General features: G+C 39.4%; 29 protein-coding genes. 3 read left to right on the forward strand and 26 right to left on the reverse strand.

All coding sequences use genetic code 11. From position 1 onward, the window contains the following. The first annotated feature begins 48 nt into the window (after window positions 1–48). The gene (locus tag HCU67_RS13735; RefSeq protein ID WP_168553168.1) at window positions 49–237 is read left to right on the forward strand and encodes a hypothetical protein; all 189 of its coding nucleotides are present in this window, start codon (window positions 49–51) and stop codon (window positions 235–237) included. Between the two features lie 9 nt (window positions 238–246). On the opposite strand, the gene pyrF is transcribed toward HCU67_RS13735, so the two are convergent. The 8 genes from pyrF to HCU67_RS13775 all read right to left on the reverse strand — a co-directional run bounded on the left by pyrF (window position 247) and on the right by HCU67_RS13775 (window position 7,037). Beyond that, window positions 247–1,059, reverse strand: a complete 813-nt coding sequence (gene pyrF, locus HCU67_RS13740) for an orotidine-5'-phosphate decarboxylase (protein ID WP_168553169.1) — start codon at window positions 1,057–1,059, stop codon at window positions 247–249. After that, window positions 1,059–2,135, reverse strand: a complete 1,077-nt coding sequence (gene prfA / locus HCU67_RS13745; RefSeq protein ID WP_168553170.1) for a peptide chain release factor 1 — start codon at window positions 2,133–2,135, stop codon at window positions 1,059–1,061. Before prfA ends, pyrF begins: the two co-directional genes overlap by 1 nt. Before the next feature lie 73 nt (window positions 2,136–2,208). Further along, entirely contained in the window at window positions 2,209–3,492 is a 1,284-nt protein-coding gene (locus HCU67_RS13750; RefSeq protein ID WP_168553171.1) for a DUF3570 domain-containing protein, read from the reverse strand. Between the two features lie 122 nt (window positions 3,493–3,614). After that, window positions 3,615–3,830, reverse strand: coding sequence for a DUF4266 domain-containing protein (locus HCU67_RS13755; RefSeq protein ID WP_210423714.1), 216 nt, complete (start codon window positions 3,828–3,830; stop codon window positions 3,615–3,617). 32 nt (window positions 3,831–3,862) lie between these two features. Then, window positions 3,863–4,870, reverse strand: coding sequence for an FAD:protein FMN transferase (locus tag HCU67_RS13760; protein WP_168553172.1), 1,008 nt, complete (start codon window positions 4,868–4,870; stop codon window positions 3,863–3,865). Beyond that, window positions 4,867–5,304 (reverse strand): thioredoxin family protein, encoded by a 438-nt coding sequence (locus HCU67_RS13765; RefSeq protein ID WP_168553173.1) that lies wholly within the window; start codon window positions 5,302–5,304, stop codon window positions 4,867–4,869. Before HCU67_RS13765 ends, HCU67_RS13760 begins: the two co-directional genes overlap by 4 nt. Before the next feature lie 6 nt (window positions 5,305–5,310). Beyond that, a complete protein-coding gene (locus tag HCU67_RS13770; protein ID WP_168553174.1) occupies window positions 5,311–5,769 on the reverse strand; it encodes a Rieske 2Fe-2S domain-containing protein in 459 nt (152 codons plus the stop codon). Between the two features lie 86 nt (window positions 5,770–5,855). Then, on the reverse strand, window positions 5,856–7,037 hold the full coding sequence (locus tag HCU67_RS13775; RefSeq protein WP_168553175.1) for an AIR synthase related protein: 1,182 nt from the start codon (window positions 7,035–7,037) through the stop codon (window positions 5,856–5,858). Between the two features lie 185 nt (window positions 7,038–7,222). On the opposite strand from HCU67_RS13775, the gene HCU67_RS13780 reads away from it, so the two are divergent. Both HCU67_RS13780 and HCU67_RS13785 read left to right on the forward strand, forming a co-directional pair. Continuing rightward, the gene (locus HCU67_RS13780; RefSeq protein WP_168553176.1) at window positions 7,223–7,789 is read left to right on the forward strand and encodes a fasciclin domain-containing protein; all 567 of its coding nucleotides are present in this window, start codon (window positions 7,223–7,225) and stop codon (window positions 7,787–7,789) included. Between the two features lie 369 nt (window positions 7,790–8,158). After that, window positions 8,159–8,932, forward strand: a complete 774-nt coding sequence (locus tag HCU67_RS13785; RefSeq protein WP_168553177.1) for a 3-keto-disaccharide hydrolase — start codon at window positions 8,159–8,161, stop codon at window positions 8,930–8,932. 56 nt (window positions 8,933–8,988) lie between these two features. On the opposite strand, the gene HCU67_RS13790 is transcribed toward HCU67_RS13785, so the two are convergent. The 18 genes from HCU67_RS13790 to HCU67_RS13875 all read right to left on the reverse strand — a co-directional run bounded on the left by HCU67_RS13790 (window position 8,989) and on the right by HCU67_RS13875 (window position 25,445). Next, window positions 8,989–9,582, reverse strand: coding sequence for a gluconate 2-dehydrogenase subunit 3 family protein (locus HCU67_RS13790; RefSeq protein WP_168553178.1), 594 nt, complete (start codon window positions 9,580–9,582; stop codon window positions 8,989–8,991). Window positions 9,583–9,584: 2 nt separating this feature from the next. After that, the gene (locus tag HCU67_RS13795) at window positions 9,585–11,285 is read right to left on the reverse strand and encodes a GMC oxidoreductase (protein WP_168553179.1); all 1,701 of its coding nucleotides are present in this window, start codon (window positions 11,283–11,285) and stop codon (window positions 9,585–9,587) included. A gap of 45 nt (window positions 11,286–11,330) precedes the next feature. Next, a complete protein-coding gene (locus HCU67_RS13800; protein ID WP_168553180.1) occupies window positions 11,331–12,461 on the reverse strand; it encodes an FG-GAP repeat domain-containing protein in 1,131 nt (376 codons plus the stop codon). 172 nt (window positions 12,462–12,633) lie between these two features. Then, complete coding sequence (locus HCU67_RS13805; RefSeq protein ID WP_168553181.1) at window positions 12,634–13,227, reverse strand: GNAT family N-acetyltransferase; 594 nt, start codon at window positions 13,225–13,227, stop codon at window positions 12,634–12,636. Beyond that, window positions 13,224–13,802 carry a hypothetical protein gene (locus HCU67_RS13810; RefSeq protein WP_168553182.1) on the reverse strand — a complete coding sequence of 193 codons (579 nt, stop codon included), beginning with the start codon at window positions 13,800–13,802 and terminating at the stop codon, window positions 13,224–13,226. The genes HCU67_RS13805 and HCU67_RS13810 overlap by 4 nt, the downstream gene beginning before the upstream one ends. Before the next feature lie 93 nt (window positions 13,803–13,895). Then, window positions 13,896–14,351, reverse strand: a complete 456-nt coding sequence (locus tag HCU67_RS13815; protein ID WP_168553183.1) for a VOC family protein — start codon at window positions 14,349–14,351, stop codon at window positions 13,896–13,898. 14 nt (window positions 14,352–14,365) lie between these two features. Then, window positions 14,366–15,007 (reverse strand): DUF998 domain-containing protein, encoded by a 642-nt coding sequence (locus tag HCU67_RS13820; protein WP_168553184.1) that lies wholly within the window; start codon window positions 15,005–15,007, stop codon window positions 14,366–14,368. A gap of 109 nt (window positions 15,008–15,116) precedes the next feature. Further along, a complete protein-coding gene (locus HCU67_RS13825; protein ID WP_168553185.1) occupies window positions 15,117–15,512 on the reverse strand; it encodes a VOC family protein in 396 nt (131 codons plus the stop codon). A 40-nt stretch (window positions 15,513–15,552) separates the two neighbouring features. After that, window positions 15,553–15,948: a helix-turn-helix domain-containing protein gene (locus tag HCU67_RS13830; protein ID WP_168553186.1), complete on the reverse strand. Its 396-nt coding sequence runs from the start codon at window positions 15,946–15,948 to the stop codon at window positions 15,553–15,555. An 80-nt stretch (window positions 15,949–16,028) separates the two neighbouring features. Beyond that, the gene (locus HCU67_RS13835) at window positions 16,029–16,859 is read right to left on the reverse strand and encodes a sulfurtransferase (RefSeq protein ID WP_168553187.1); all 831 of its coding nucleotides are present in this window, start codon (window positions 16,857–16,859) and stop codon (window positions 16,029–16,031) included. Between the two features lie 7 nt (window positions 16,860–16,866). After that, window positions 16,867–17,382 carry a hypothetical protein gene (locus HCU67_RS13840; protein WP_168553188.1) on the reverse strand — a complete coding sequence of 172 codons (516 nt, stop codon included), beginning with the start codon at window positions 17,380–17,382 and terminating at the stop codon, window positions 16,867–16,869. Between the two features lies 1 nt (window position 17,383). Next, the gene (locus tag HCU67_RS13845; RefSeq protein ID WP_168553189.1) at window positions 17,384–18,295 is read right to left on the reverse strand and encodes a helix-turn-helix domain-containing protein; all 912 of its coding nucleotides are present in this window, start codon (window positions 18,293–18,295) and stop codon (window positions 17,384–17,386) included. A 9-nt stretch (window positions 18,296–18,304) separates the two neighbouring features. Further along, window positions 18,305–19,249, reverse strand: coding sequence for an SDR family oxidoreductase (locus HCU67_RS13850; RefSeq protein ID WP_168553190.1), 945 nt, complete (start codon window positions 19,247–19,249; stop codon window positions 18,305–18,307). 259 nt (window positions 19,250–19,508) lie between these two features. Beyond that, entirely contained in the window at window positions 19,509–20,648 is a 1,140-nt protein-coding gene (locus HCU67_RS13855; protein ID WP_168553191.1) for a phosphatidylserine decarboxylase, read from the reverse strand. Window positions 20,649–20,832: 184 nt separating this feature from the next. Beyond that, window positions 20,833–21,987 carry a hypothetical protein gene (locus tag HCU67_RS13860; RefSeq protein ID WP_168553192.1) on the reverse strand — a complete coding sequence of 385 codons (1,155 nt, stop codon included), beginning with the start codon at window positions 21,985–21,987 and terminating at the stop codon, window positions 20,833–20,835. Beyond that, the gene (locus HCU67_RS13865; RefSeq protein WP_210423715.1) at window positions 21,971–22,183 is read right to left on the reverse strand and encodes a hypothetical protein; all 213 of its coding nucleotides are present in this window, start codon (window positions 22,181–22,183) and stop codon (window positions 21,971–21,973) included. Before HCU67_RS13865 ends, HCU67_RS13860 begins: the two co-directional genes overlap by 17 nt. A gap of 38 nt (window positions 22,184–22,221) precedes the next feature. Then, the gene (locus HCU67_RS13870; protein ID WP_168553193.1) at window positions 22,222–23,211 is read right to left on the reverse strand and encodes a serine/threonine dehydratase; all 990 of its coding nucleotides are present in this window, start codon (window positions 23,209–23,211) and stop codon (window positions 22,222–22,224) included. Between the two features lie 47 nt (window positions 23,212–23,258). Next, complete coding sequence (locus HCU67_RS13875) at window positions 23,259–25,445, reverse strand: glutamine synthetase III family protein (protein ID WP_168553194.1); 2,187 nt, start codon at window positions 25,443–25,445, stop codon at window positions 23,259–23,261. Window positions 25,446–25,506: the final 61 nt, after the last annotated feature.

A 25,506-nucleotide genomic window follows, 5' to 3' on the forward strand; every position in this document is an offset into this window, starting at 1 on the left:
CCAATATTTAAGTTTCAAACGTAATTTTATAGCAACAAATCTTTAGCTATGAATAATCAGTATTGCAAGGTGGGAAGCACCACTCCAATTACACAAGTGAACCAAGCGATGTCAGTCTTGGAATCGCAATATCGAATTTTTGTCGAAAAAGCCACCATCGGTATGGACTCAAAACTCAATGAGTTCTTCGAAGCAAAAGCTAATGGCTTGAGAAAGATTTTAGACGAGCTTGTTTAACAGTTCTTTTTAATTCAAGAACGTAGCCATCTGTTCTTGAAGTTCTTTGGCCTTATCAGCTGCCGCTTGCGCAAAGTCCGTGCCGGACGAAGCATAAATAATACCGCGTGAAGAGTTAACGAGGAGCCCTACGTTATCCGTCATACCGTATTTACAAACTTCTTCCAAACTACCTCCTTGTGCCCCCACACCTGGAACAAGCAAGAAGCTGTTTGGAACTATTTCACGGATTTGTTTAAGAAATTCGGCTTTTGTTGCACCCACTACATACATCAAACGTTCTGCGTTGTCATAAGTTTTGGATACCGACAAAACCTCCTTATACAACTCTTGATGTTCGAAAGATTTGGTTTGAAAATCAACAGAACCTGCATTTGATGTTAAAGCTAGAAGTATAGTGTGCTTATCCTTGAATTCGAGAAATGGTTCGACTGAATCCTTACCCATGTAAGGGGCTATGGTAATGGAATCAAACTCCAATTCTTCAAAAAATGCCTTTGCGTATCGTGTAGAGGTATTTCCGATATCACCCCTTTTTGCATCAGCTATGGTGAACTGTTCAGGATAATTTTCGTTGAGATAATTTATTGTTTTCTCTAACGAGAGCCATCCTTTTAGCCCATACGCTTCATAAAAGGCAATATTCGGCTTGTACGCTACACAAAACTTCTGTGTTGCTTCAATAATGGCCTTGTTGAACTCAAAAATTGGGTCTTCAAGTTGCAAAAACTGTTTCGGAATCTTATTCAAATCAGTGTCTAAACCAACACATAGAAAAGATTTCTTTTTCCTGATTTGATAAACTAAATCTTCAAGCTTCATTAGAGTGTTTCAGAGGCTTCCTTTAATTTCTCGGTGTTATCAACCAACATTAATTCATCAAGTATTTTCTGTATATCCCCATTGATTATATTCTGAAGATCGTACAATGTTAGTCCAATCCTATGATCGGTAACCCTACCTTGTGGATAATTGTAAGTTCTGATTTTTGCAGAACGGTCACCACTACTCACCTGGGAATTTCTTTTAGCTGCATCTTCGGCTTGCTTCTTTGCCAATTCAAGGTCGTACAACCTAGAACGTAGTACCTTAAATGCTTTATCCTTGTTTTTATGCTGTGATTTCTCGTCTTGACATTGGGCCACAATACCGGTGGGTAAGTGTGTTAGACGAACCGCAGAATAGGTTGTATTAACCGATTGTCCACCAGGCCCAGAAGAACAGAAATAATCGATACGCACATCTTTCGGGTCTATTTGAACATCGAATTCTTCAGCTTCTGGTATAACCATCACAGTTGCCGCTGAAGTATGTACCCTGCCTTGGGTCTCTGTCTGTGGAACTCGTTGCACACGATGAACGCCCGCTTCAAATTTCAAGGTTCCGTACACATCGTCACCGCTAACCTCAAAATGTATTTCCTTGTAACCTCCTGCCGTACCTTCGTTTAAATCAATGATGTTGGTTCGCCAACCACGACCTTCGCAATATTTGGCGTACATACGGTACAAATCTCCTGCAAAAATACTAGCCTCGTCACCTCCCGTACCAGCACGAATTTCCATTACCACATCTTTGGCATCTTCAGGGTCTTTAGGAATCAATAGAAATTTGATTTCATCTTCCAGTTTAGGAAGCTCATCCTTAGCCTCATCAAACTGCATTTTGGCCATTTCCACCATCTCAGCATCAGAACCATCAGCAATGATTTCTTCGGCTTCCCGAATTCGTTCTGTTAATGTGATGTACCTATCCCGCTTATCAACAAGCACCCTAAGATCCTTATATTCCTTGTTTAAAGCTGCATATCTTTTCTGGTCAGAAATAATGTCAGGTTGGATAATAAGGTCGGAAACTTCATCAAATCGCTGTTTAACAATATTCAGCTTATCTATCATAAATCAGTCGACAAAAATTAGTTAGCGAATTTACGATTTTTGAAAGTATCGTAATCGACAAGCAATGGTTGAATCAATCCAAAATAAAACTGGTGCCCAAGGTGAATATTGAAGCATCCAATCCATTATTGCGTTGATAATAGCTATAGCGTAGATCAATGGTCTTCAATCCAAAAAACCAAATTTTAGTTTCATTGAAGATATCTTTGTACTGAACACCTATGCTATATTGGTTGGCATTGTAATCTGAAAGGTCAAAATCAGAGGTGTAAAAATCAAAACTTGAAAGGGCCAACTCCTTTGCATAAAAATAGTCAGCTGCGGTTTGGGTATAATACCGAAATGCCGGATATGCTGTAAATCTATCCCCTAGTTTAAGAGGAACTTCAATGTTAAAGGTATGGGAGCGAATACCCCAATCGTCAAAATAATAGCGATAGTAGGTTCGTATTACCATTGCATCATTCAAATAATAGTTTAGACGTGCCCCCAAAGGAAATTTAAGCCTTGAATCGGGTAACCTTTCCACATCATCTGCCAATTGAAAGTCTTCAACGAAAAAGTCGTCCCTGTCACCAAAGTAAACGCGCTGAAAAGGTGTACTCAACAATCCGTTCTGTAGCACGGCATCGAAAAATATTGCCCCTTGCAACTTTTTTGAAAGTATCTGAGAAAACCCAACGGAAGCAGAATATGAATTTCTACCCAAATTCGAAAAGGTAGTAAAAAGAGGGTCATATCCTGCAACAGAACCCGCAAAGCCGCCACGGAACTCTATGGGGTATTGTGGATTCCAATTATCGATAAAAGCATTTGCAGAAATCGAAAGTTCCGTATTTTTTTCATTGAACAATCGCGCAAAACTTCCACCAAAACCAATTGAAAAATAATCATACTCGTTGGACACATAACCATTTACACTCCAAATGGTGTTTCTATCCTCTGAATACTTTTGATAGGATGGATTGAAATAAGCTAAAACATCTTTTCTTGAAGCTCCGGAGGACGTGTCGAATGGGTTAGCAGGATTGCTGCCATCAAATGGGTCAATATTGCTTGACGAAGCAGAAGTATAGGCTGAAATACCTGCGTCTATTGTTAAAATTCCATCTTCAGAAATAGGCATTCGTAAAACAATCGTAGAAGTAGCATCGGTTAGTTCTTCGGTGCCTTCACCGCCAGTAACTGCAGCATTTACCCCCTCTTGAGAATAATAACTAAAAAGCAAATCTACTTCACTTGATTCAAGCACTCGTTTTTTATAGGTGGTGTCTGTTTGTTGTGAAAACCCACAAAGGCAATAGCCCAATAGAAGGTAGACCAGTTTTTTATGAGCTAATGTCAAGGAAATCGTCATTAGTTCTCGTTTTTTAAATAACAATCGTCTCTTAAGAAACCCTTCTTTTGCAACTGTGTTTTGCCTGATTTTTATTTTAAAAGAGGGGTTTCATTATTACTTGATAAAGTTGTTGCGGTTAGCTAATTACAACCACAACCACCACCGGTTTTACCACCATTGGCCCCAGCCGCAGCTTCGCGATAGATTTGAAAATTCGTTTCAAATCTTTCACATGCCTTTGCCGACAAAACCATCTCCGCATCATTTAAATACGCTTTGTCATATTCCCTAACCACAACACAAGAAGAAAGTGTTGTCATCAAAATGAAAAACAGTAAATATATTCGGCCATCCATATTCTAAATTTACGATTTAATGCGAAGTATTATCAATTCATTTCTTCCGTCTTGTTGAATATGATACCAGAACTTTTATGCACCTTATTGTCATCATCGATTACAACCACTTCGACACCGTCTAACTGATTTACCATGTGAATTCCACTGTCCCGGCCCATTACAAAGACTGCAGTGGCCAGCGCATCACATAGTTCTGCTTTTTTAGCAAATACGGTAACACTTCGCGTACCAGTGGTCGGGTAACCGGTTCTTGGATCAATTATATGGGTATACTTTTTGCCTTCGTAGTGGAAAAAACGTTCGTAGTTTCCTGATGTGGCCACAGAAGACTCTACCACCGGCAACCACGAAAACACTTTCTCTTTATCCAAAGGATTGGTTATACCTACTGTCCATCGTTCTTTTGTTTCCTTGGTACCCCAAGTGGTTAGGTCACCACCAGCATTGATAACACCACCAAGCACTTCTTTTTTTACCAAAAGTTCTTTGGCTTTGTCCGCAGCATAACCTTTACCAATAGCACCAAATCCTATTTTCATTCCGCGTTCAGGAAGGAAAACTGTACTTGCCTTGGCATTTAATTTGATTTTTTCGTGACCTACTTTAACAATGGATAACTTGACCTCTTCCTCCGTAGGGAACCGATTCATAGACCCATCAAATCTCCAAATTTTGTCCATCGAGGCATAGGTTATATCAAAAGCCCCACTTGTGATTTCCGCAATTTTCATTGAACGTTCTATCAAGGCAAAAACCTCAGGACTTACTTTAACAGGTCGTATACCTGCAAATCGATTAATCTCGGATGTCTCTGAGTCCAAATCCCACGAAGAAATCAATTTTTCAATGCGTTTGATTTCCATTACGGCCTCGTCAATATTGACGTAGGCAATCTCTTCATTTGGAGCCACTACGGTAATTTCAAACCGCGAACCCATCAATTTCAAGACCTTTTTTACCGAAGTATGACGATTGCTATTCTGACCAAAAGTCACAAGAACGAATAGGAGTGTAAACAAAGGCAACAATCGCTTCATGGAAGGAGTGCTTTGATTTTCGCAACATAGGCAGTAGGGGGTATATTTTCATAACCCATCTCTCCAAGGGTATTCCCTTTTGAATCCAACAGAACCACTAAAGGAAAGTAACCTTTGTAGTTGTATTTCTCAGCTAGTACTTTATTGGAATTTGTCAGCTCTTCCGCAAGCTTATTTTTCTTTTTTTGAGGAAAATCGGCCCGATACAATACCAAATTCTCCTTGGCATATGATTTAAAAGCCTCAGACTCCCAAATATTCCGTTCCAACTTCATACAAGGTATACACCAGTCAGAACCTGAAAAGACGAGTAACAAGGACTTATTATTTACACTAGTACTTTTTAGGGCTTTTGAAAAATCAGCCTCCCATTCTTGTGCAATACACAAATTTGAAACAACACTAAGAACCAAAAAAACAACTAGATTACGCATACCTCTTTATTCAAAAACACGTAACACGTCTCCTTGCAGCTCTGTTTGAAAGATTTTTAGAGGGTTACTTGTTGTAGCCAAGTTCAATGAAGTTCCATCTTGGGCAAATTTTGAACTGTGCGTAGTACAAATGAAAACGCCGCCGTCTGCAGTACTGAAACGAACCTCTTCTGTTTGTTGATGACTACAAATTTTACTAGCGGCTATTAATTCTCCTTCGAGGTTTCTGGCCACTACAATATCCAAATAAGGTAATTCAGGAGTGGATTTCTGAAAAATGAAACCGCCATTGTTGGCCAAGGGGGCTGCCTCAGGCGAGGTCAAATCAACGGTAAAATTTACACCTGTTGGTTCAGGAAAAGTCTCCAAATCCTCTCCGTCTTTTGAACATCCGTGAACACAAGGGAACATCAACGCAAATGCAGCTCCTGCGCCAATGCTCTGTAGGAATTCCTTTCTTTCCATAGCATTTCGTTTGTGGGGTTAATAATCTAACGGGAAATACGAAGAATTTCGTATCGGCAGATGTTTTTCTTAAGGTTTTCTTAGTATTAAGAATACTCAAAAACCCCAAATTCACTCTTAATGGTCAACTTTTTGGTGTTAGAAGTCTCCACCCGACCAACTATTTGAGCATCAATACCAAAGTTTTGGGCAATTTCAATTACAGCACTAGCAACACTTTCTTCTAAATATAGTTCCAAGCGATGACCACAATTGAAAACTTGATACATTTCTTTCCAATCGGTTCCGGATTGTTCTTGAATTAATCTGAATAATGGTGGAACCTGGAAAAGGTTGTCCTTAATTACATGCAAATCTTCAATGAAGTGTAAAATTTTAGTTTGGGCACCACCACTGCAATGTACCATGCCATGAATTTCATTTGACGAGTATTTGCTTAAAATCTCTTTTACAACGGGAGCATATGTTCTTGTAGGTGAAAGAACTAGTTTACCAGCATCCAAAGGGGAGTCCAATACATCATCGGTCAATTGTTTTGTTCCTGAATACACCAAATCGTTTGGTACTGCAGGGTCAAAGCTTTCTGGGTATCGTTTTGCAAGGTAATTGGCAAAAACATCGTGGCGTGCAGAGGTCAGTCCATTGCTACCCATTCCGCCGTTATATTCTGATTCATAAGTTGCTTGACCAAATGAAGACAATCCTAAAATTACATCACCGGACCTAATGTTGGCATTGTCAATTACCTGGCTGCGTTTCATTCTTGCCGTAACTGTAGAGTCGACTATTATGGTCCTAACCAAATCACCTACATCGGCGGTTTCACCACCGGTGGAGTGAATGGAAATTCCATGGGCTTTCAAATCCGAAATTAGTTCCTCAGTTCCATTGATTATTGCCGAAATCACTTCTCCTGGAATTAGATTCTTATTCCGGCCTATTGTAGAGGAGAGCATGATGTTATCCGTAGCACCAACACAAATCAAGTCATCGATGTTCATTATTAGTGCATCTTGGGCGATGCCCTTCCAAACACTCAGGTCTCCCGTCTCTTTCCAATAGAGATAGGCCAAGGAAGATTTTGTGCCAGCTCCATCAGCATGCATAACCAGGCAATGTTCGTCGCTACCCGTTAAATGATCTGGAACGATTTTACAGAACGCTTTTGGAAACAATCCTTTATCTATATTCTTTATGGCATTATGAACATCTTCTTTTGATGCCGAAACACCTCTCTGGTTATAGCGTTTACTGTTTTCTGATGACATTAATTGAGTTTCGTCAAAAATAGGCATTGTTGACTTTTTACAACGACTACTTTTTCCACTCAATTAGAGGATGACTAATGTGAAAAAAATCACAATTTATATTTTGTTTAATTATTTTATGATTTTATTAAACATTCTTCCCATTCTATTGTAGTAATCTTGGATAATCATAAAAACAAAACACTATGAAAAAGCTTTTATTAAGCGCCTTAGTCTTAGGTAGTATAACTGCTGCCCAAGCAATCAATCCAGAAAACGACAACAAATCAATCGATGCTGTTGAAGTAAACGCAGATGACAAAAAAGACAATCCAACGATTGTAGGAGTCGCTGTAGGAAATGAAAATTTTTCAACTTTAGTTGCGGCAGTTAAGGCTGCTGGATTAGTTGAAACCCTTAATGGTGATGGACCATTCACGGTTTTTGCACCAACAAATGACGCTTTTGGAAAATTACCGGAGGGTACAGTGGCCGGTTTGTTGAAACCTGAAAGCAAAGAAACCTTAACTGCGGTATTAACGTACCACGTTATCGCAGGTGAATTTAGAGCTGCCGACGTTGTTAAGGCTATTCAAGACAATGGTGGTTCTTTCTCTATTACAACTGTTCAAGGTGCAACTTTAACTGCTTCATTAGAAGGAGATAAAGTGGTATTAACAGATGCCAAGGGCGGAAAATCTACTGTGGTTTTAACTGATGTTGAGGCTTCAAACGGAGTAATCCATGCAATTGACACTGTAGTGATGCCATAATTATAGCAGGCTATGAAAAAGATGAGCGGTCCATAAAGGGCCGCTTTTTTTGTGGCTGTAAGTCAAATATTTACCATTTGCATACGCGTTAAGCAATTCAAAAAATGGTCGGATTTTGTGGTACAAGCCTTATTTTTGATTAAGGCAAAATTATCAATATGAAAAAATTAGCACTTTTATTTTTAAGTATGTTTATTTTTGGGTGCTCAACAACGAAGAATATTGCATATTCTTCAAAAGACAAGAGCAACAAACAAATTTTACCTCCGGACGTTCCGTCCAATAAATATTCCAAAACAAGACAAGGGGGTTGACCTGTAATTATGAAATTACTTTAAATTGGCCTTTCATTAGAATCAAACCGAAAATATGAAAGGCCAATTTTTTTTACCCTTTTTCGCATTTACTTTAATTATTTGCTCGTGCTCTCAAAAAAACAAGAAGGAAACGCAGCAATGGAATACTAAAAAATTGGCTCTTGAAAATCAGGCACACAACCAATTATTGGACATTGAAAAGGAACAGGGCTGGCAATTGCTTTTTGATGGCAATACTTTGGATGGTTGGCACCTTTACAACAAACCGGATTCCACCTTATTCTCTGCTTGGGAGGTAAAAGACGGTTTGCTCCATTGTGATGCTGCAAATGAAAATAAAGTGTTTGGGGATCTAATAACCAATACTGCCTATGAAAACTATGAACTGGTCTTTGAGTGGCAAATGGCATTACGGGGCAATGGTGGTGTCTTCATAAATGTACAGGAATCTCCGGCGCACGCTGCAACCTATAGAACAGGACCAGAGTACCAATTACTTGAACCGGCCCATAGCGATACACAAACCCCAAAAAAAAAGGCAGGCAGTCTTTGGGGGGTATCTGAACAAACCAACCCAACCGTACCTAAACCAGCTGGGCAATGGAATTTATCTAAAATCATTCAGAAAGATGGGAAGGTCGAATTTTATTTAAATGGCGTTTTAACGGCAAAAGAGGACTTCAACTCTTCTGAGTGGAAAGCTAAATTGAACGATAGCAATTTTTCCGATAATCCTGATTTTGGAAAAGTGACCAAGGGCAAGATTGCTTTGCAAAATTGGTATTTTGATTCGTGGTTTCGCAATATGAAAATTCGTGAACTGTAAGAGCCGATTTTGGGATTTTAAAGCTAAAATCCTACTTCAGTAAAATACCTACCGCTTTACAAACTCCATTTACGGCCAATTTCTTTCAAAGGCACACAACCATCGTAAGCTCCAGGAATAGGGTCGTAATTCAAAACATTCTCACCTATTTCTTTCGAAGAAAGATATGCCCAAAGGGTCATTGATTTTAAAGAACGGTAAAATCCTATTTCTTCCTGAGGGCCGACTGGAGTTCCCCAGACACCTCTGCCGAACTGACCAGAATTTTCCTCTTCTGACCTTAAGAATTGATTCTTATCCGACGTAGATAATTGACTAAAATCCTTACCAAAATTTGATTGGCATTTCTGGTTAAACCTCAATATTTCACTTCTCAAGTTTTCTTGACCCTCTGCATCGTAAAGATGCGCAAAAACCTTGTCCAAAAAGATATCTGCCTTAACATCCAACGCGCCAGGCGTATCTGTTTTTGGCAAAATCGTATCCACAAAATTTGAAAGGAATTCGGCCTCACCCGATGTTAAAAATTCGGGTTGCCAATCGGGACGATGAACCTGATTACACGATTGCAAAAGGGATAGCAACGAAGGGGCTGTGATTGCAATTGCAGCTAGATTCCCTGAATATTTTAAAGCTTTTCTCCTATCCATAATCAAAGGTTCATTTTTTTAAGTTCTTCAACGGCATGATTGGCAGCCCTTGCGGTTAATGCCATGTAAGTCAGTGAAGGGTTCACGCAAGAGTTGGATGTCATACAGGCCCCATCAGAAACAAATACATTTTTAACGGAGTGTATTTGATTGGTCGCATTTAAAACGGAAGTTTTGGGGTCTCGCCCCATACGCGCCGTACCCATCTCATGTATACCATAGCCTGGTTCGTGTTTATTGTCAAAACCAATAACCTCTTTGAGGCCAATTTTTTCTAACATTTCCACGGCATCTTCTTGAATCTGTTTGTTTAACGCAAGTTCGTTTTCCTTATACTCACAGTCTATTGAAAGGGTAGGTTGCCCCCACTTATCGGTAACCTCGTTATTTAAATAAACTTTATTTTCATGGTAGGGCAAACATTCTGCAAAACCCGTAATGAAAAATTCCCAAGGTCCTGGTTGCATGACCTTTTCCTTGTAATCTGCTCCGAATTCTTTGATGTTAGCCGCATTTCCACCTCGAAAACCACCGCCTTGAAAACCAAAGCCACGAAGAAACTTATCCGATTTTGAATTTTCATCAATATTCCAATATCTAGGTATGTAAATTCCATTGGGTCTACGGCCGCTATAATAGTTATCTTCAAATCCTTCAACTTTTGCGGTAGCACCAATGCGATATGTATGGTCCATTAGGTTATGTCCCAATTCACCACTATCGTTACCCATCCCTTCCGGGAACCTATCTGACGTTGAATTCAACAAAATTTGGGTTGTACTCAAGGTAGAAGCATTACAGAAAATAACCTTCGCCTTGTATTCGATATCCATATTGGTTTCAGCATCGATAATGCGCACGCCCGATGCCTTGCCACTTTCATTATCATACATAATGGACTGCACAATGGAATAAGGTCTAAAGGTTAGGTTTCCTGTTTTGTTTGCCGCGGGAAGCGTTACAGCATTACTACTGAAATATGCGCCATACGGACAACCGCGACTGCAACGGTTACGATATTGACACTGACCGCGACCGTTTAAGGGCTCTGTCAGGTGTGCAACCCGACCAATTATCAAGTGCCTACCCGGAAAATCACGTTCAAGTCTTTGCTTTACTTCTTTTTCAACACAGTTCAATTCCATTGGTGGCAGAAAATGACTGTCTGGCAATTGAGGTAATCCCAGTGGCTCTCCACTGATACCGGCATATTTTTCAACATACGTATACCAGGATTCCAAATCTTGATATCGTATCGGCCAATCTACCCCATACCCATCCATAGCGTTCGCCTCAAAATCCAACTCACTCCAACGGTACGTTTGCTTTCCCCAAAGTAGTGACCGCCCACCCATTTGATGACCACGAATCCATAAAAAGGGTTTTACTTCTGTATAAGGGTTCTCTTCATCATTGGCATAAAAGTGTTCGGTATCTTGGCCAATAAACCCGGAGCGTATACTTTTATAGTGTTTTTTGCGCTGCTCAGGCGTGATTCCACCGCGAAACTCCATATCCCACGGGTCTAAATTTGCAGTCTTGTAATCGACAACATGTTCAACTATAGGGCCACGTTCTAAAACAAGGGTTTTAAGTCCTTTTTCGCAGAGCTCCTTGGCCGCCCATCCCCCACTTATTCCCGAGCCAATAACAATGGCATCGTAGGTATGTTTAGGGTCGGCATCAATATTAAATCTAGGCATCTATTCAATTGGTTATGATGCCTTAAGATACCAAAAATTTGAGTGCTATTTCTTTTTCTTGTAGGGAAGGATATTGAAGTAATAAACGTTCACCTCATCTGAATTGGCCTCAATAATATCTAAATATCCATTACCATTAAGGTCGACAAATTTTATGTCGTAGGTATCATATTCAAGAGAACTAAGCTCCATTGGTTTAAAACCTTGCCCCTTTCCTTCATTTTCATATACCAAGTTTTTTTCTTCGGCATTGCCCACCAAAACATCTAAATGTCCATCGTTATTAAAATCGCCCAAGTCCAACGAAAAAGTGACATCTTCAAGGGAATGTAACAACATCTCATTTTTAAAAGTCATCGCTTTGTCTCCGAAACAGATTGTATTTGCGGTGCCAATATTTCCTAGTACAATGTCATTTAAGCCGTCGCCATTTATATCACCAACTGCGACACTTCGGGTGTCATCATCACCAGAACCAAAAGGAATCTTCTCCTCAAAACTCAAATCGTCATTCAAGTAAATATAATTCTGCATGCCGTCACGGTTGGCAAGAACCAAATCTTTATCTCCGTCTCCATCCATATCAACAACATCAACATCTATTGTAGAATCATCTTCCTCGCCAAAGTATCGTACCTCATTGAATTCTCCATTACCATTGTTAAGGCAAATTTCATTTTGGCTGCCCCTATTGGTAATTAAAATATCAATATCACCATCATCATCGATATCGGCCAAGGTGATATTCCTAGTGGGATTGGTATCCCCTCCAAAGGTTCCTTTTTCTTGAAAATTTCCTTCACCGTCATTGAAGAATAGTCGATTTGGTGCTTCGTCATTCCCAGTAGCTACATCTAAAAATCCGTCCCCATTAAAATCGCCCAGTTCAGCGGCATAAGTAGTCGATTTATATTTACCCAATTGGTAAGAAGTATTAAAAAACCCTTCCCCATTGTTTAGATAAACTTCATTGTAATCGGCCCAATGTCTACCGTTAGCTATGACAACATCAATATCCCCATCACCATCAATATCGCCATAACTTGCTGATGAAGTTTTCTTTACGTCTTTTCCAAATGAGATTCGATTACCACCAGGATTATGAAAAACTTGACTTTCAATAGTAATAAACGAACAGCCAAAGGCTAAACACAGGAGTAAATTCTTTGAAGACATTATCTTTTTAGCTATAAGTATCGCTCCAAACAAATCTGTTACATTCTTACATGAAATAATAGTTTTTAAAGACAATACTTACCTGATCATATTTGAGGCTACTAACCCAAAATTCGAATCTTCGTTGATTATGATAGTTAAGGTGTTTTTGTTTTGGTAAAGGTCTGCTACGCTAAATCATACTTGAAAACACACCATGTTTTATTTCCGGCCAATCATCCTTTAAAATACTGTAGTAGACTGTATCTCGACGAAAACCATCAGACATTAGGGTATGACTTCTAAGGGTGCCCTCATAAACCCCTCCGATTTGTTCAATCGCGTTCTGTGATTGAAGATTTCGTTTGTCGGTTTTAAATTCCAAACGCTCAAATTTTAGTTCTTCAAAAACATATTGCATCATCAAAAACTTGCAATTGCGATTGAGTCCAGTCCGCTGAAAGTCTTCACCTAGCCAAGTGGAGCCAATCTCTAAGCGTAAATCCCTTTGTGAAATATTCATAAAACTTGAGGACCCTGCGTAGGACTTTTGCTCTTTGTCATAAATGGCAAAGGGATATTTGAGGTTTTGCGTTCGTAGCGCAATGTTGTTTTCAACATAGGCCTTTAAAAACTCTTCTGTCCCAAATTTTGGTGGTGAATATTTTAATAAGTCAGGATGTTTTAATGCTATTGGTATTAAGAAATCAATATGCCTTAACTCGAGTGGCTCGATTCGTACCCGCCGATTTTCAAGTACTATGTTTTCTTTGAAATCCAATCTCATTCCAAGCTGCGCTCATTTTCAAAATAGTCCATCGCCCTTAAGTATTTTTGACCACCAACCTCTGTCTGATCATTAATAAATCCGTTCAATTCAGGATGGTATTGATCAATCCAATTCACAAGTTCATCCCGATTCTTTACAAATAGGGAATCATTGAAGTTTACGTACTTAATGGTTTCGATACTTGAAATTTTATCATTCTTAAACCGCAGTATTTGGTTCGTAATAATCGGTTCTTTGTGCAGAAATTCTATCCTTTTATCAATTTTTGAAACCCGAACTTTCACCTCATCATTCTCTTCTACCATCTCAATTACCTCATAGGTTGGTTCAAAAGCGGCATCCCATTTTAACCATTGCACATAGTCTTTCATGGCATAGGTATATTCGTAATTGTATTCCGTTTCTTTGGTTAGAATACTATCTGCCAACAACGGTACTAACCCAACATCATCTGAGGTATCGAGCATCTTATAGTATTCTTCAGCAATTTTAATCCGGTCAATTTTAGCTTCTTGCTTACATGAGCTTGCAAAGCTTACCAACACTAGGCAGCCTATCAAAATTTTCTTCATTCGTATTTAGTTTATCGTAATTAGGAATTTCAAAGGTAATTCGATTCAATTTTGGTTTCAACTGCTATTAAAGTTTTAATCAAAATCCGCTACCTAATCCTTCTTCCAGCTTTGTAATTCAATTAAATTGCCCTCTGGGTCGCGAACATAGACAAAAGTGATTTCCCCTACCCCATTAACGTAACGTTTTACAATTTCACCATTTGCTTGCCCTCCATTAAGCAATACCCTTTTCAGCATCTCTTCTACCTCATCTACTTCAAAGGCCAGATGGCCAAAACCACGGGTGTTTGGCGAATTCAAAGATTGCGCTTCAATGTTTTTGTATTGGTATATTTCAAGAGTAGGACCATTACCACTATGACCTGGCAACAGTAAGTGTGCCCCTTCTAAATTTGCATTTTTTACCCCAGTACCCTTGTCGAGCCATTCTCCAGATTGTTTGCGAATCGGTGGAATTATTTTACAATCAAAGGTTTCAACATAGAATGCTACTAGAGCCTTCCAATCCGTACTGACAATATTGGTATGGGCAAATTTAATTTTCAAATTGTTTCTACTATTTAAGGGACTTTATTATTGGATTTATTAGTATTTCTAACTGCCATGGCACAACTGAAAATCCAAATTATAAATGTGGCTTCAACAACCCTCTGTATTAGCCCAACGAATTCTGAATTGACTTCAGAAAATAAAACAACCACGAATAACAGCGCCAGTATGCCTAATACTGTTGATTGAAGGGAAAATTTTTTGTCATCTGAACTTTTTCGTAAACCTTGACCGATTACTATCATGGTAATTGGAACAAAAAGATACGTCAACATTCCAACCAAATTATGGATTAATTGAGAAACACTGGGGTCAATTAAATCTGGATTGCAGCCGCTATCACAAGGAAATATCGAAACGACTACAGTGGCCAAGCCGTAGAATAATGCGATACCATAAAACCCTATTTTAACCGATTTGGAGCCGGGAAAATAGTTTATGGCTAGAATGCTAAATAAGGCAAGTAGTACACCACTGGGCACAAAGCCGAACATTCGCAATGCCAGACCATGTTCCGTATCAATAGCATAGGCCTCACTGATGTATTGACTTATAACACTGTAGTCTTCAATGAGGAACCCGCCGACAATACTTGTTACGACAAAAAGAACGGCCCCAACAATTCCAAGTACGGAAACGGATTTGTTGTTCATAACACTTTTATTTACCTAAGGTATTTGAGTGCAGTAGCCCGATTTTGTTACAATTAAATTTCTGCCTTGACGCTCAAAATGGGCATTAGGCTAACAAATGAAGTTAGATTTATAGTGTCTGAACTAGCTGAATGTTATTGCCGCAGGTATCGTTGAAAACCGCAAACTTTACCGTTCCCATTTCTGTTGGTTTGACGCTAAATTCAACATCAAGACCTATCATTCTTTGGTACTCAGCTTCAACATCTTCAACATCAAACTGAGTCCACGGGATACCGGCCTCGAACAATGCATCTTGAAAGACTTTACAGGGTTCAAAATGGTTGGGCGCAGGTTCTAGCAGCAATTCAGGGCCGTCTTGCCATTCTGGTGAAACCAAGGTTATCCATCGGTTACCACCTTCCAATGGTGCGTCTTTCTTTATGAGGAAGCCTAACTTCTCAGTGTAAAATTTTAATGCTTTTTCTTGGTCTCTTACCGGAATGCTAATTAATGTTACTTTCATCTTTGATTGGTTCTGTTTTCGTTTTCAAAGTTTAAAAGTCTCATTCTAAATTGCTTCTCGAAACTTGCTCTTTTTGAAATTGACTTGGTGATTTACCGGTCTTGGTTTTAAATAGTTTACTGAACGAGCCAAGACTTTCAAAACCAACTGCAAAACAGGTTTCGGTCACGGAAATCCCGCTTTGCAAATATTCTTTCGATTTTTCAATGCGTTTGTCAATTAAGTATTGTCTTGGAGTAAGGCCGTAATACCTCTTAAAAAGTCGTTGTAGATGAAATTTTGAGGTAAAATTGATGTGGGAAAGCACATCCAATTTTACATCTTTTTCAAAATTATTGTCTATAAAATTCCGGGTCTGCTTTACAGTTTCCAACTGCTTCTCGTTTGAATAGCAGCTGTTTTTGATATGCTCTAATTTTTCTTGGTAGAAATTCATAACAATCCTGTTGGCCCTTGTATTTAAACCCGATTTTGATTTAAGAACTTCAATTTAATGAATTAACAATACAATTGGTGCTACGAGTTCGGAAGGGTCAACTCATTTCTTTCAGCCCATTCTGTCCATGAGCCATCGTAAATCTTAATGCTCGGACCATGGCCCAATCTTGATGCAAGCATTACGATACAAGCCGTCAAACCAGAACCGCAACTAAATACGAGGTTTTGCTCACCCTCGCACTTTTCTTGAAAAATAGCATTCAGTTCTTCAGTTGACTTGAATTTACCGTCGGTGAGGACGTCTTGAAAGGGAATGTTGACAGAATGTTCGATTTTTCCGCTTTGCAGGTGTTTTCTGGGTTCTGGTGCCGTTCCCTTAAAGCGACCTTCGGACCGGGCATCAACAACCAAAAAATCAGGATGCTTCACATTCGCACCAACCTGTTCGAATGTTACGACTTGATTTTCATCATACTGGGCTTTAAAATCTCCCTCGTAGAATTCGGTCAAATGATTCTTTACGGTAGGATGCCCTTCGTCAATCCAGTTGGGGAGCCCCCCATCAAGAACAGCTACTTCATTATGCCCCATCACCTTGAACAGCCACCAGGCCCGAGGACTTGAATACACACCATTCGTATCAAAAACAACAATTTTTGAATTCTGATTAATGCCCAGTTTTTGACAATCGCGCTCAAAGTCCTCGGGTTTTGGCACTGTGTTGGGGAATGCACTTGTTGCATCACTGAACACATTTTTTATATCAAAACGACGGGCATTCGGTATGGTTTGGTCGAATGTTTCAAAGGCCTTACCACTGGCACTGGCGGCAATACTAGCGTCTAAAATGATTAAATCAGGATTGTCGAGGTTTTGGTTGAGCCAATCGGTTGATACGATTTCTTTCAATGGTCTGTTATTTTTTGGTTTTGTTGGTTACATCAACGGTTTTCAGTTCTTTATGATAAGCATCTATTCTTGCATGTGCATTACCGTCAACTAAGAGAATAACAATCAACATGGCTATGGTTGTGATGCCTATGGCACGCCATGTTGGTGTATTTAGCAATAAAATCAACAAAGCTGCGACGATTATCAAGACTGGTATTACCTTGAATACCACGGTGTACTCTTTTAACGTACTTTCCGAACGCTCCAACTTTGATTGGTAAAAGGCTGGTGTATTGTTGTTAAATTCTTTTTGAAAGGTTTTCACACGTTGCATATTGGTAAATAGGAGTCCACAACCGATAATCAACAATAGTAGACCTGCAACTAAAGTGGGTATGATATAGGCGCGAGCCAATTCGGTTTTACCGAGTTGCCAAAACCCGACACTGGCTACCAAAAATAGCAGGGCAAATAAGATAAAAAATCGAGTGGAAAAGACCTCAGCTTTGGCCCAATCTGTTGCCAGTTTTAATAGTTCCATTTTAATTTAGTTTATACTTTTCTTTGAATTCCGTCGGACTTATTCCTTCTTTCTTTTTGAATAGTCTCGAAAAATATGCTGGATATTCGAACCCTAATTCATACGCAACTTCTGATACATTTTTATTAGGTTGAAGTAAAATGTTCTTTGCTTCATCGATTAGATGCAAGTGTAAATGTTCAGTAGTGGTCTTACCTGTTTCTTTTTTAAGCGTATCACTTAAATATCGTTGCGAAACTGACAATTGCTTTGCAACCTGCTCTATATTCGGAATTCCATTTTGTTGTAGTTTTCCCGATTCAAAATAGGAATCCATAAAATGATTGAACCGCTCCAACAAATCGTTGGATAATTCCTTACGATTTAAAAACTGTCTTTCATAAAAGCGGTTGGCGTATTTGAGCAAGGTGTCCAGCTGAGCAATGATGATATCTTTACTAAACTCGTCTTGGTTGCTTTTATATTCAAATTCAATATTTTCAACAATGGATTCGATTTGTCTTTCTTCTTTAGGCGAAAGGTGTAAAGCTTCATTTACCGAATATGAGAAGAAACCATATTTTTTTATGCGTTGTGCTAATTCCGTTCCCTTTAGGAAATCCTCATGGAAGTTTATTGAAAATCCTTTTTGTTCAAAAATTACGCTGTTATCCCATTGCAAGACTTGTCTTGGTGAAATAAAAAATAGCGCACCATTGGTGAAATCGTAATGGGTGCGACCGTAGCTTAAATTACCTTCAATAAATTTTTTAAAACTTATGGTATAACAGTCATTGGTAATTGGGGGTGAGCTTTTTTTTGGACAAGGCAAATAACCATCCCCTCTTGAGTTAAAAACACTCAGCATAGGATGCTCCGGTCTAGGCAACTCCAAATACTCCAAATAGGACGATAAGGTTTTGAAGTGTTCCATAGAACTAAATTAAATATTCCATTTTACTCCTGTCTCTTTTTCTGAAAGCTCCCAAAGTCGTTTCGCCACTTCTTTATCTTTTGCATGTGGTTCTATTTTGTGTGCTCCAACGGGACCTACCCAATTACTTCTTCCTGTGGGACCGTAAAAACCGCTTTGATCTAAATTTGGTTCAGTTGCACACATTAATTGTGGATATGCACCTTTTTCAGCTGATTGTGTTAAAGGCATCATTAGATAAAACATAATTCGCATCATTAAACTTCCACTTGTACTTATTAGGTTTGTTCTTGAGGCCCCTGGATGACAAGCATAGGCTTTAACAGCTGTTTTACCAACTTCTTGCAGCCTATCTTGCAATTCATATATTGACATTATCTGCGCTAGTTTACTTTGGCTATATGCATTATTCGGCGTGTAGCCATTATCCCAATTCAAGTCATCAAATTTTATGGTTTTGATGCCCATATCATAACCCATACTCCCAACTGTTACAATGCGTCCTTTGGATTTCTCAATAATTGGAAACAATAAAGCTTGTAAAGTCCAATTTCCATAGTAATTCGTTCCCATTTGACTTTCCCAACCATCTTCAGTTATCATCTGTTTTGGTACTTGGGCGATAGCAGCATTACAAATAAGAGCATCGATTTGAGATGTTGTTTGTAGAACTTCTTCAGCGGCTTTTTTAACTGAGGCCTGCCTAGATAAATCCATTTGAATGTTAATGACATCAATATCATTACCTAGTCCTTGTTTTAATGATCTAATGGTGTCTTCTGCTTTTTTTAGGTTTCTATTGAGCATTACCACTTTCGCACCTTTTGAAAGTAGGATTTTTGATGCTTCAAAACCCGTACCGCTTGTAGTACCTGTTATAACGAACACCTTGCCATAAAGATTACCAATTCTATCAGGGGTCCAACCATTTTTGCCAAATTGATTTGCTTCCATTTTCATCTTTTTTTATCAAAAGACAAAGGTCATTCGGAAGTAAGTCAATATCCTTATACAGAATTTCGAATATCGAATACTTTTTGGTTGGTTTTATCCAAATATGTAGCGGAGCTCGGCTAAGATTTCGTTGTGTGGTTTAACCTTAAACTGTGAATTCACACCAAACAGAAAATCCACTAGGTTTTTCAGAAGCGATGGCCTGAGCTCGTCGAATACCAGGCGAGAATGGCTTCATTGCTTATAGCGATTTTTATGCTCAGTTTTTTAATTTTCCAATTCGTTGTCCTTGTTCAACAGTCAAAGAACTCAATTTTCCTTTTTCGAAAATTAGTAATACCGTCGAACCGCCGTATTCAAAATGACCAAGCTTTTCTCCTTTGTAAATTCGTTTGGGATTATCACTATGAATTTTCTTAAAGTCATCTTCAAATACTACAGAACCCACCGTCTGTAATCCTATGGGAATCATTGCTATGTATCCATAATGGTCTGTTTCTATAATAAAATAGCCGTGTTTAAAATCTTCAAAAACACTGTAATCTTTGTTGTAAGCTACATTCCCATTATTAATCATATCTAGCATGTTGGGCATCCCAAAAAGTCTATTTCCAACACTCTCGTTCGATTCGACTATTTTCCCCGTTGTGGGCGAATGGTAATGATGGTAATTATCTGGCATTAGAAAAATGGCCAATGCCGAACCTCCAATAAAATTTTCTGCATATTTAGAATTGTCGAGCAGTGAATTCAAACTCATGGTCATTCTGCCTTTTGTCGGAATTTCAGTGTCCAATTCAAGTTCATTAGCTATCATATTTATTATTCCATCCGCTGGCGATACAAGAATGGATTCATCCGTAGCATCGTCTATTGGTCGCGTTCCGGGTTTTAAATCTCGTGTGAAAAACTCATTGAATGAATTGAAACCCCGTTCAGGAAATACGAAGTCTTCATTTTTAAGGGAGTTATCGGCTAACCATTCGGCAATGATTTTTGCTGACTCTGGGCTATCCATAAATTTCCCGCGTTCCTCAATGAATACGTTAGTCCAACTAAGCCCTGGTTCTGATAGAACGAATTTCATGCCTTCAGGGTTTTTGTAATACAGAAAAGTGAATTTTAGAATTCTATCAAGTCCATTATGGGTATTTGGAAGAAAGTAAAACCATTCGTTTAAAAAACTATAGAGATCCTCGACATTCTTGTTTTTCCAAGGATTTGGATTCCCATTTGGCAGTTCGTGCACATTCTCGAACATCGAGTCAATAGTCTTTTTGAACTCTTTATTAGACGCGTAAAGGCTTTTTAGATTCTTGACGGGAATGCATTCTTCCTGAGCTGATGTATTTAACCCAATAAATAAAAGTGTGAGCAGACAAATAAATTTTTTGATCATATGGTTGGTTTTGATTGCGTACGAAGGTTCGTAAAACCTCCATTTACAGGCTAATTTGCTTCAATTTTTGATTTAGAACTGAAAATAGCGATTCCGAGTGGATTCTAGCCTGCCCTGAGCGCAGTCGAAGGGTAGTCGTATCCGCCGTAATTGCGGTTATTCATTGTTGTAAACAATACTTTTTTCATTCCAACCAGTTTTTTGATATTCCAAATATTTTGTCAAAGTCATTTCCTTCCAAACTAATAATTTGATTTTCCTTCACGTAACTGTAAACCAAATTTAGTCTACTAAAATCCATTTTATTTTCCGCGAAAGGATGTTCAAATAGCCAATAATTAGCATTAGGAATATTTGACGGAAACACTTTTGTTACCAAAACTCCGCTTACGTTTTTTAATTTAGGTTTTCCTGAATTATAAAATACACCATCCATTGCTCTAGTCATTCTACCATCTCGATTATCCGGGTTTGTAGAATAAGTGTATTGTAAAGAACCCCAAATCACATTTTCAATATCAATTTTACCTGAAGTTTTTTTACCAAGTGCATTTACGCAGATTAAGTACGGAATATCAAATTTTCCATATCGCTTTGCTTTTTTCAAAATTGACTCTCTTAAAGAATTTTCACCACCACCCCAAAAAGTCTCGAAAGGAAACATTCCAATAGGGTTCTTACTAATTTTATCTCTTTTAGATTTGATTAAGGGCATAGGTTGTATTAAGATTTTAAAATCGTCATTTTCATAATTAATGAACGGAGAACCTTCAAATCCGTATTTTTCCATTTGTGATGTAATTGCTTCAGGGTCTAGTAAGGATATTTCAGTTTCAATTTTTGAGATTAATTCCTTAGTTCTTGGTTGTTTAGTTGTTTTAAATTCAAGTTCTGCAATCCTAAGTAAAAAACCTTTAATTCTAGTTTTATTTAAAGAATCATAGAATTCATTTCGACGCCGTTCAAAAGCCATTTCACTTTCAGATTTGTCATAACAGATTTTTGCTTCAACATAGGCTGAGAAATCTTTCTTTTGAATTAAAAAATCAGGTCTCTTACTTGAATCTTTAAGTTTTGGATGTATCTCTATTTCAAAATTTAAAGAACTAAATAATTCGTGTAAAAAGAGTTCATAAAATGCAGAATCCATATCCTTTTTGAATCTGTTTTTCAATTCCTTTTTTTCTTTGTTCGGGTAATTGAAAAACCATTCTTCTAAAACTTTTCTAATAACAGCCATATCTTTCCTATCACTTTTATGATAGTAGTTAAAGGCATTTTCATTGTTATTAGAAGGACCTTTTATAACTTCTTCGGTATGGTCAAAAAGTTTTATCAAATTGATAGGTGCCTTGGTATTGTTGCCAACGTTTAAGGCTATGTGCAGTATTGCGACGGTGCGGACCAGAAATGCGAAGCATTTTAGCACCGCTCCGGTTTACCACAATGAAAATGCCACTATTGTACCATAGCCCATGTTGGGCTAAGTAAAAATACCGTTTTAATGGTTTTTTGCGGAGTCTTACCCCTGCCATTTTAAATGAAATCCACCCAAACCTAGCGGGCGGGGGCACTATGGGATAGCGGGCAACTGCCCCAATTGGTCTTCTTTCCAAATTTTTTGGGTGGTGGGTTGGTCCATATTCCCACCAGAGACAATGACCAAAACCCGTTGTTTGCTCACTTGGGTTTTTAACCATTCAACGACGGCTCCCATCGGCATGGCACAGGTTGGCTCCAACCGACATTTCAACAAGTGAGTCAGCCACTGGGTCCAATACACGATCTGCTCTTCAGCAACTTCGTAGAAACCATCTAATTGCTTGAGGTATTCAAAAGTAATGTCGCCCACAGCCATGGTCATGGCGCCATCGGCCAGGGTATTGGGTATGCCTGGTAGTCGCTGAATAGTTCCCATACGCAACGATTCCGCGGCGTCATTGGCATTTAAGGGTTCCACACCAAACATTTTGGTTTCAGGTGAGAGTCCTTTGGTGGCCACCAATGATCCTGAAGTCAGGCCACCACCACCACAGGGCGTAAAAACGGCATCAATGTCATCCAATTCTGAAAGGGCTTCGTAGGCCGCCGTTCCCTGCCCACAGATTACCTGCTCATGGTTGAAGGGGGGTATCCAATAGGTGCCTTCTTCTTTTGCGGCTTCACGTACCAATGCATCCGTAATATCGCGGGTCTTGCTCAAAACCACCTCTGCACCATAACTTCTGGTAGCTTGAATCTTTACTGCCGAGGAATATTCAGGCATAAAGATGGTGGTGGGTATACCGAACTGTTGGCCGGCATAGGCTACCGCTTGGGCATGATTGCCTGAACTGTTGGCCACAATACGTTCCGGTTTCTGGCCGGTTTCAATTAACCAAGCCACGGTATTGAGTCCACCACGGGCTTTAAAGGCCCCTATCTTTTGAAAGTTCTCGCATTTAAAATAGATGTCGTGCCCCAACCAGCCATTCAATAAAGAAGAGGTGAGAATTGGGGTTTCGTTGATATAGGGGTCAATCCGTTTTTTGGCGGCTTGAATGTCACTTAATGTCAATTTCATAAAGTGAATTTATGGATTCCTGCCTTCGCAGGAATGACAAAAAACTATTATTTGATAAATAGTAGCTCTCGGTATTTGGTCAAGGGCCAATGTTCGTCAGAAATCAATTTTTCAAGTTCATCAGCATGGGTTCGAATCTCATCAAAATACGGTCGAATGGTATCGCAATAGGCCTTTGCCTTTTTGGCCACTGTGGCCATATTATCAGCACGGTTTTTGGCATCGAGCATGGCATCGGTCAGTTTTTTCATTTCTGAGGTGTGTTCCGCAATCTGCTCCAAAATGTTATGCTGTGGTTCGGTAAAGTTTTTATGGGCGGCACCGTAAACTTCCTTCATGCCTCGAATGTTTTGCAACAACACATTCTGATAGGTCAGCGCTGCGGGCAAGATGTAATTGTACACGAGTTCCCCTAAAATTCGGCCTTCAATTTGAATGTTGAAAACATAGTTGTCCAGCTCTACTTCTTGGTGGGCAGAGAGTTCTACCTCACTCATGACCTCGGTCGCTTTAAACAGGTCGATACTCTCTTTTGAGGTCAACACCTGAAGTGCTTCAGGGGTGTTCTTATTATTGCTCAGTTTTCGCCTTCTGGCCTCTTCTTGCCATTCAAAGCTATAGCCATCGCCATCAAAGCGTATGCGTTTCGAATTTTTAATATACTCGCGGAGTACGTTGAAAACGGCCTCGTCTTTCTTGAGGTTCTTTTTGTCAATAAGTACATCAACCTCCTTTTTGAAATCGACCAATTGTTTGGCGACGATGGTATTCAACACAGTCATCGGTTTAGAGCAGCTCATCTTGGCTCCTACCCCTCTGATTTCAAATTTATTCCCGGTAAAAGCGAAGGGTGAAGTTCGGTTTCTATCGGTATTGTCCAATAAAATCTCAGGTATCTTTCCGACCACATTCAATTTAAGTTCTGTTTTTTCCTGAGGAGACAATTTTCCTTTGGAAACGCCTTCGAGCTCATCCAACACATCACCCAATTGCTGACCAATAAATACGGATATGATAGCGGGTGGTGCTTCTTGCCCTCCCAAACGATGATCGTTGCTTGCCGAAGCAATAGACGAACGCACCAATTCTTCATAGGTATCAACTGCCTTTATCGTGTTGACAAAGAAGGTCAAAAACTGTAGGTTCTTCATTGGCGTCTTACCCGGGCTCAACAAATTCGTACCCGTATCCGTAGCCAATGACCAATTGTTATGCTTACCTGAACCGTTGATTCCAGCAAATGGTTTTTCATGGAAGAGCACCTTAAAACCGTGTTTGTCAGCAATCTCATCCATAACGTCCATCAATAATAGGTTATGGTCCACAGCCAGATTGGCTTCTTCAAATACCGGGGCCACCTCGAATTGGTTCGGGGCAACTTCGTTGTGCCTGGTTTTTACAGGAATACCCAAAACCATGCACTGTTGCTCCAATTCATTCATAAAGGCCAGCACTCTAGAATGGATAACCCCAAAATAATGGTCATCAAGCTGTTGGCCCTTTGCCGGAGAGCGCCCCACCAAGGTTCTACCTGTCATCAATATATCTGGTCTTGACTGGGCCAAGGCTTTATCCACCAAAAAATACTCCTGTTCCCAACCAAGGGTAGCATTCACCTTTCGCACGTTCTTATCAAAATACTGAGCTACTGCAGTAGCGGCCTCATCAACTGCATGCAGTGCGCGCAATAAGGGTGCCTTATTGTCCAAAGCTTCACCTGTATAGGCTACAAATATTGTTGGAATACAAAGTGTGGTTTTATAAACGAATGCAGGGGATGTAGGGTCCCAGGCAGTATAACCGCGAGCTTCAAAGGTGTTACGAATTCCGCCACTCGGAAAACTTGAAGCATCGGGCTCTTGCTGCACCAATTGTTGACCGTCAAAACGTTCCATAGGTCGACCGTCATCCAATAAGTCGAAAAAGGCGTCGTGTTTTTCCGCAGTGGAACCCGTCAACGGTTGAAACCAGTGGGTATAATGGGTCGCGCCAAGCGATAAGGCCCAAGCTTTAATGCCCTCTGCCACCTGATCAGCGATTTTTCTATCGATTTTCTTTCCTGAAAAAATTGCAGCTTCTACTTTTTCAAAGGCATCCCTTGATAAAAACTGCAACATCTTGTCACGATTGAAGACGTTTTTAGCAAACAAAGTTGACCTTTTTTCAATCTCTCCGATAGCAATGGTTGACCTATTACTACTTTCATTTAATGCATCGAATCGCATGGTAGGCATTTTAGTGGAATTTATTGGTCGACAAAATTAACAAATTGGTAATATTGGGCTAAAAAAATCC

The sequence above is a fragment of the Croceivirga thetidis genome (assembly GCF_012272815.1).
Lineage (GTDB): Bacteria > Bacteroidota > Bacteroidia > Flavobacteriales > Flavobacteriaceae > Croceivirga > Croceivirga thetidis.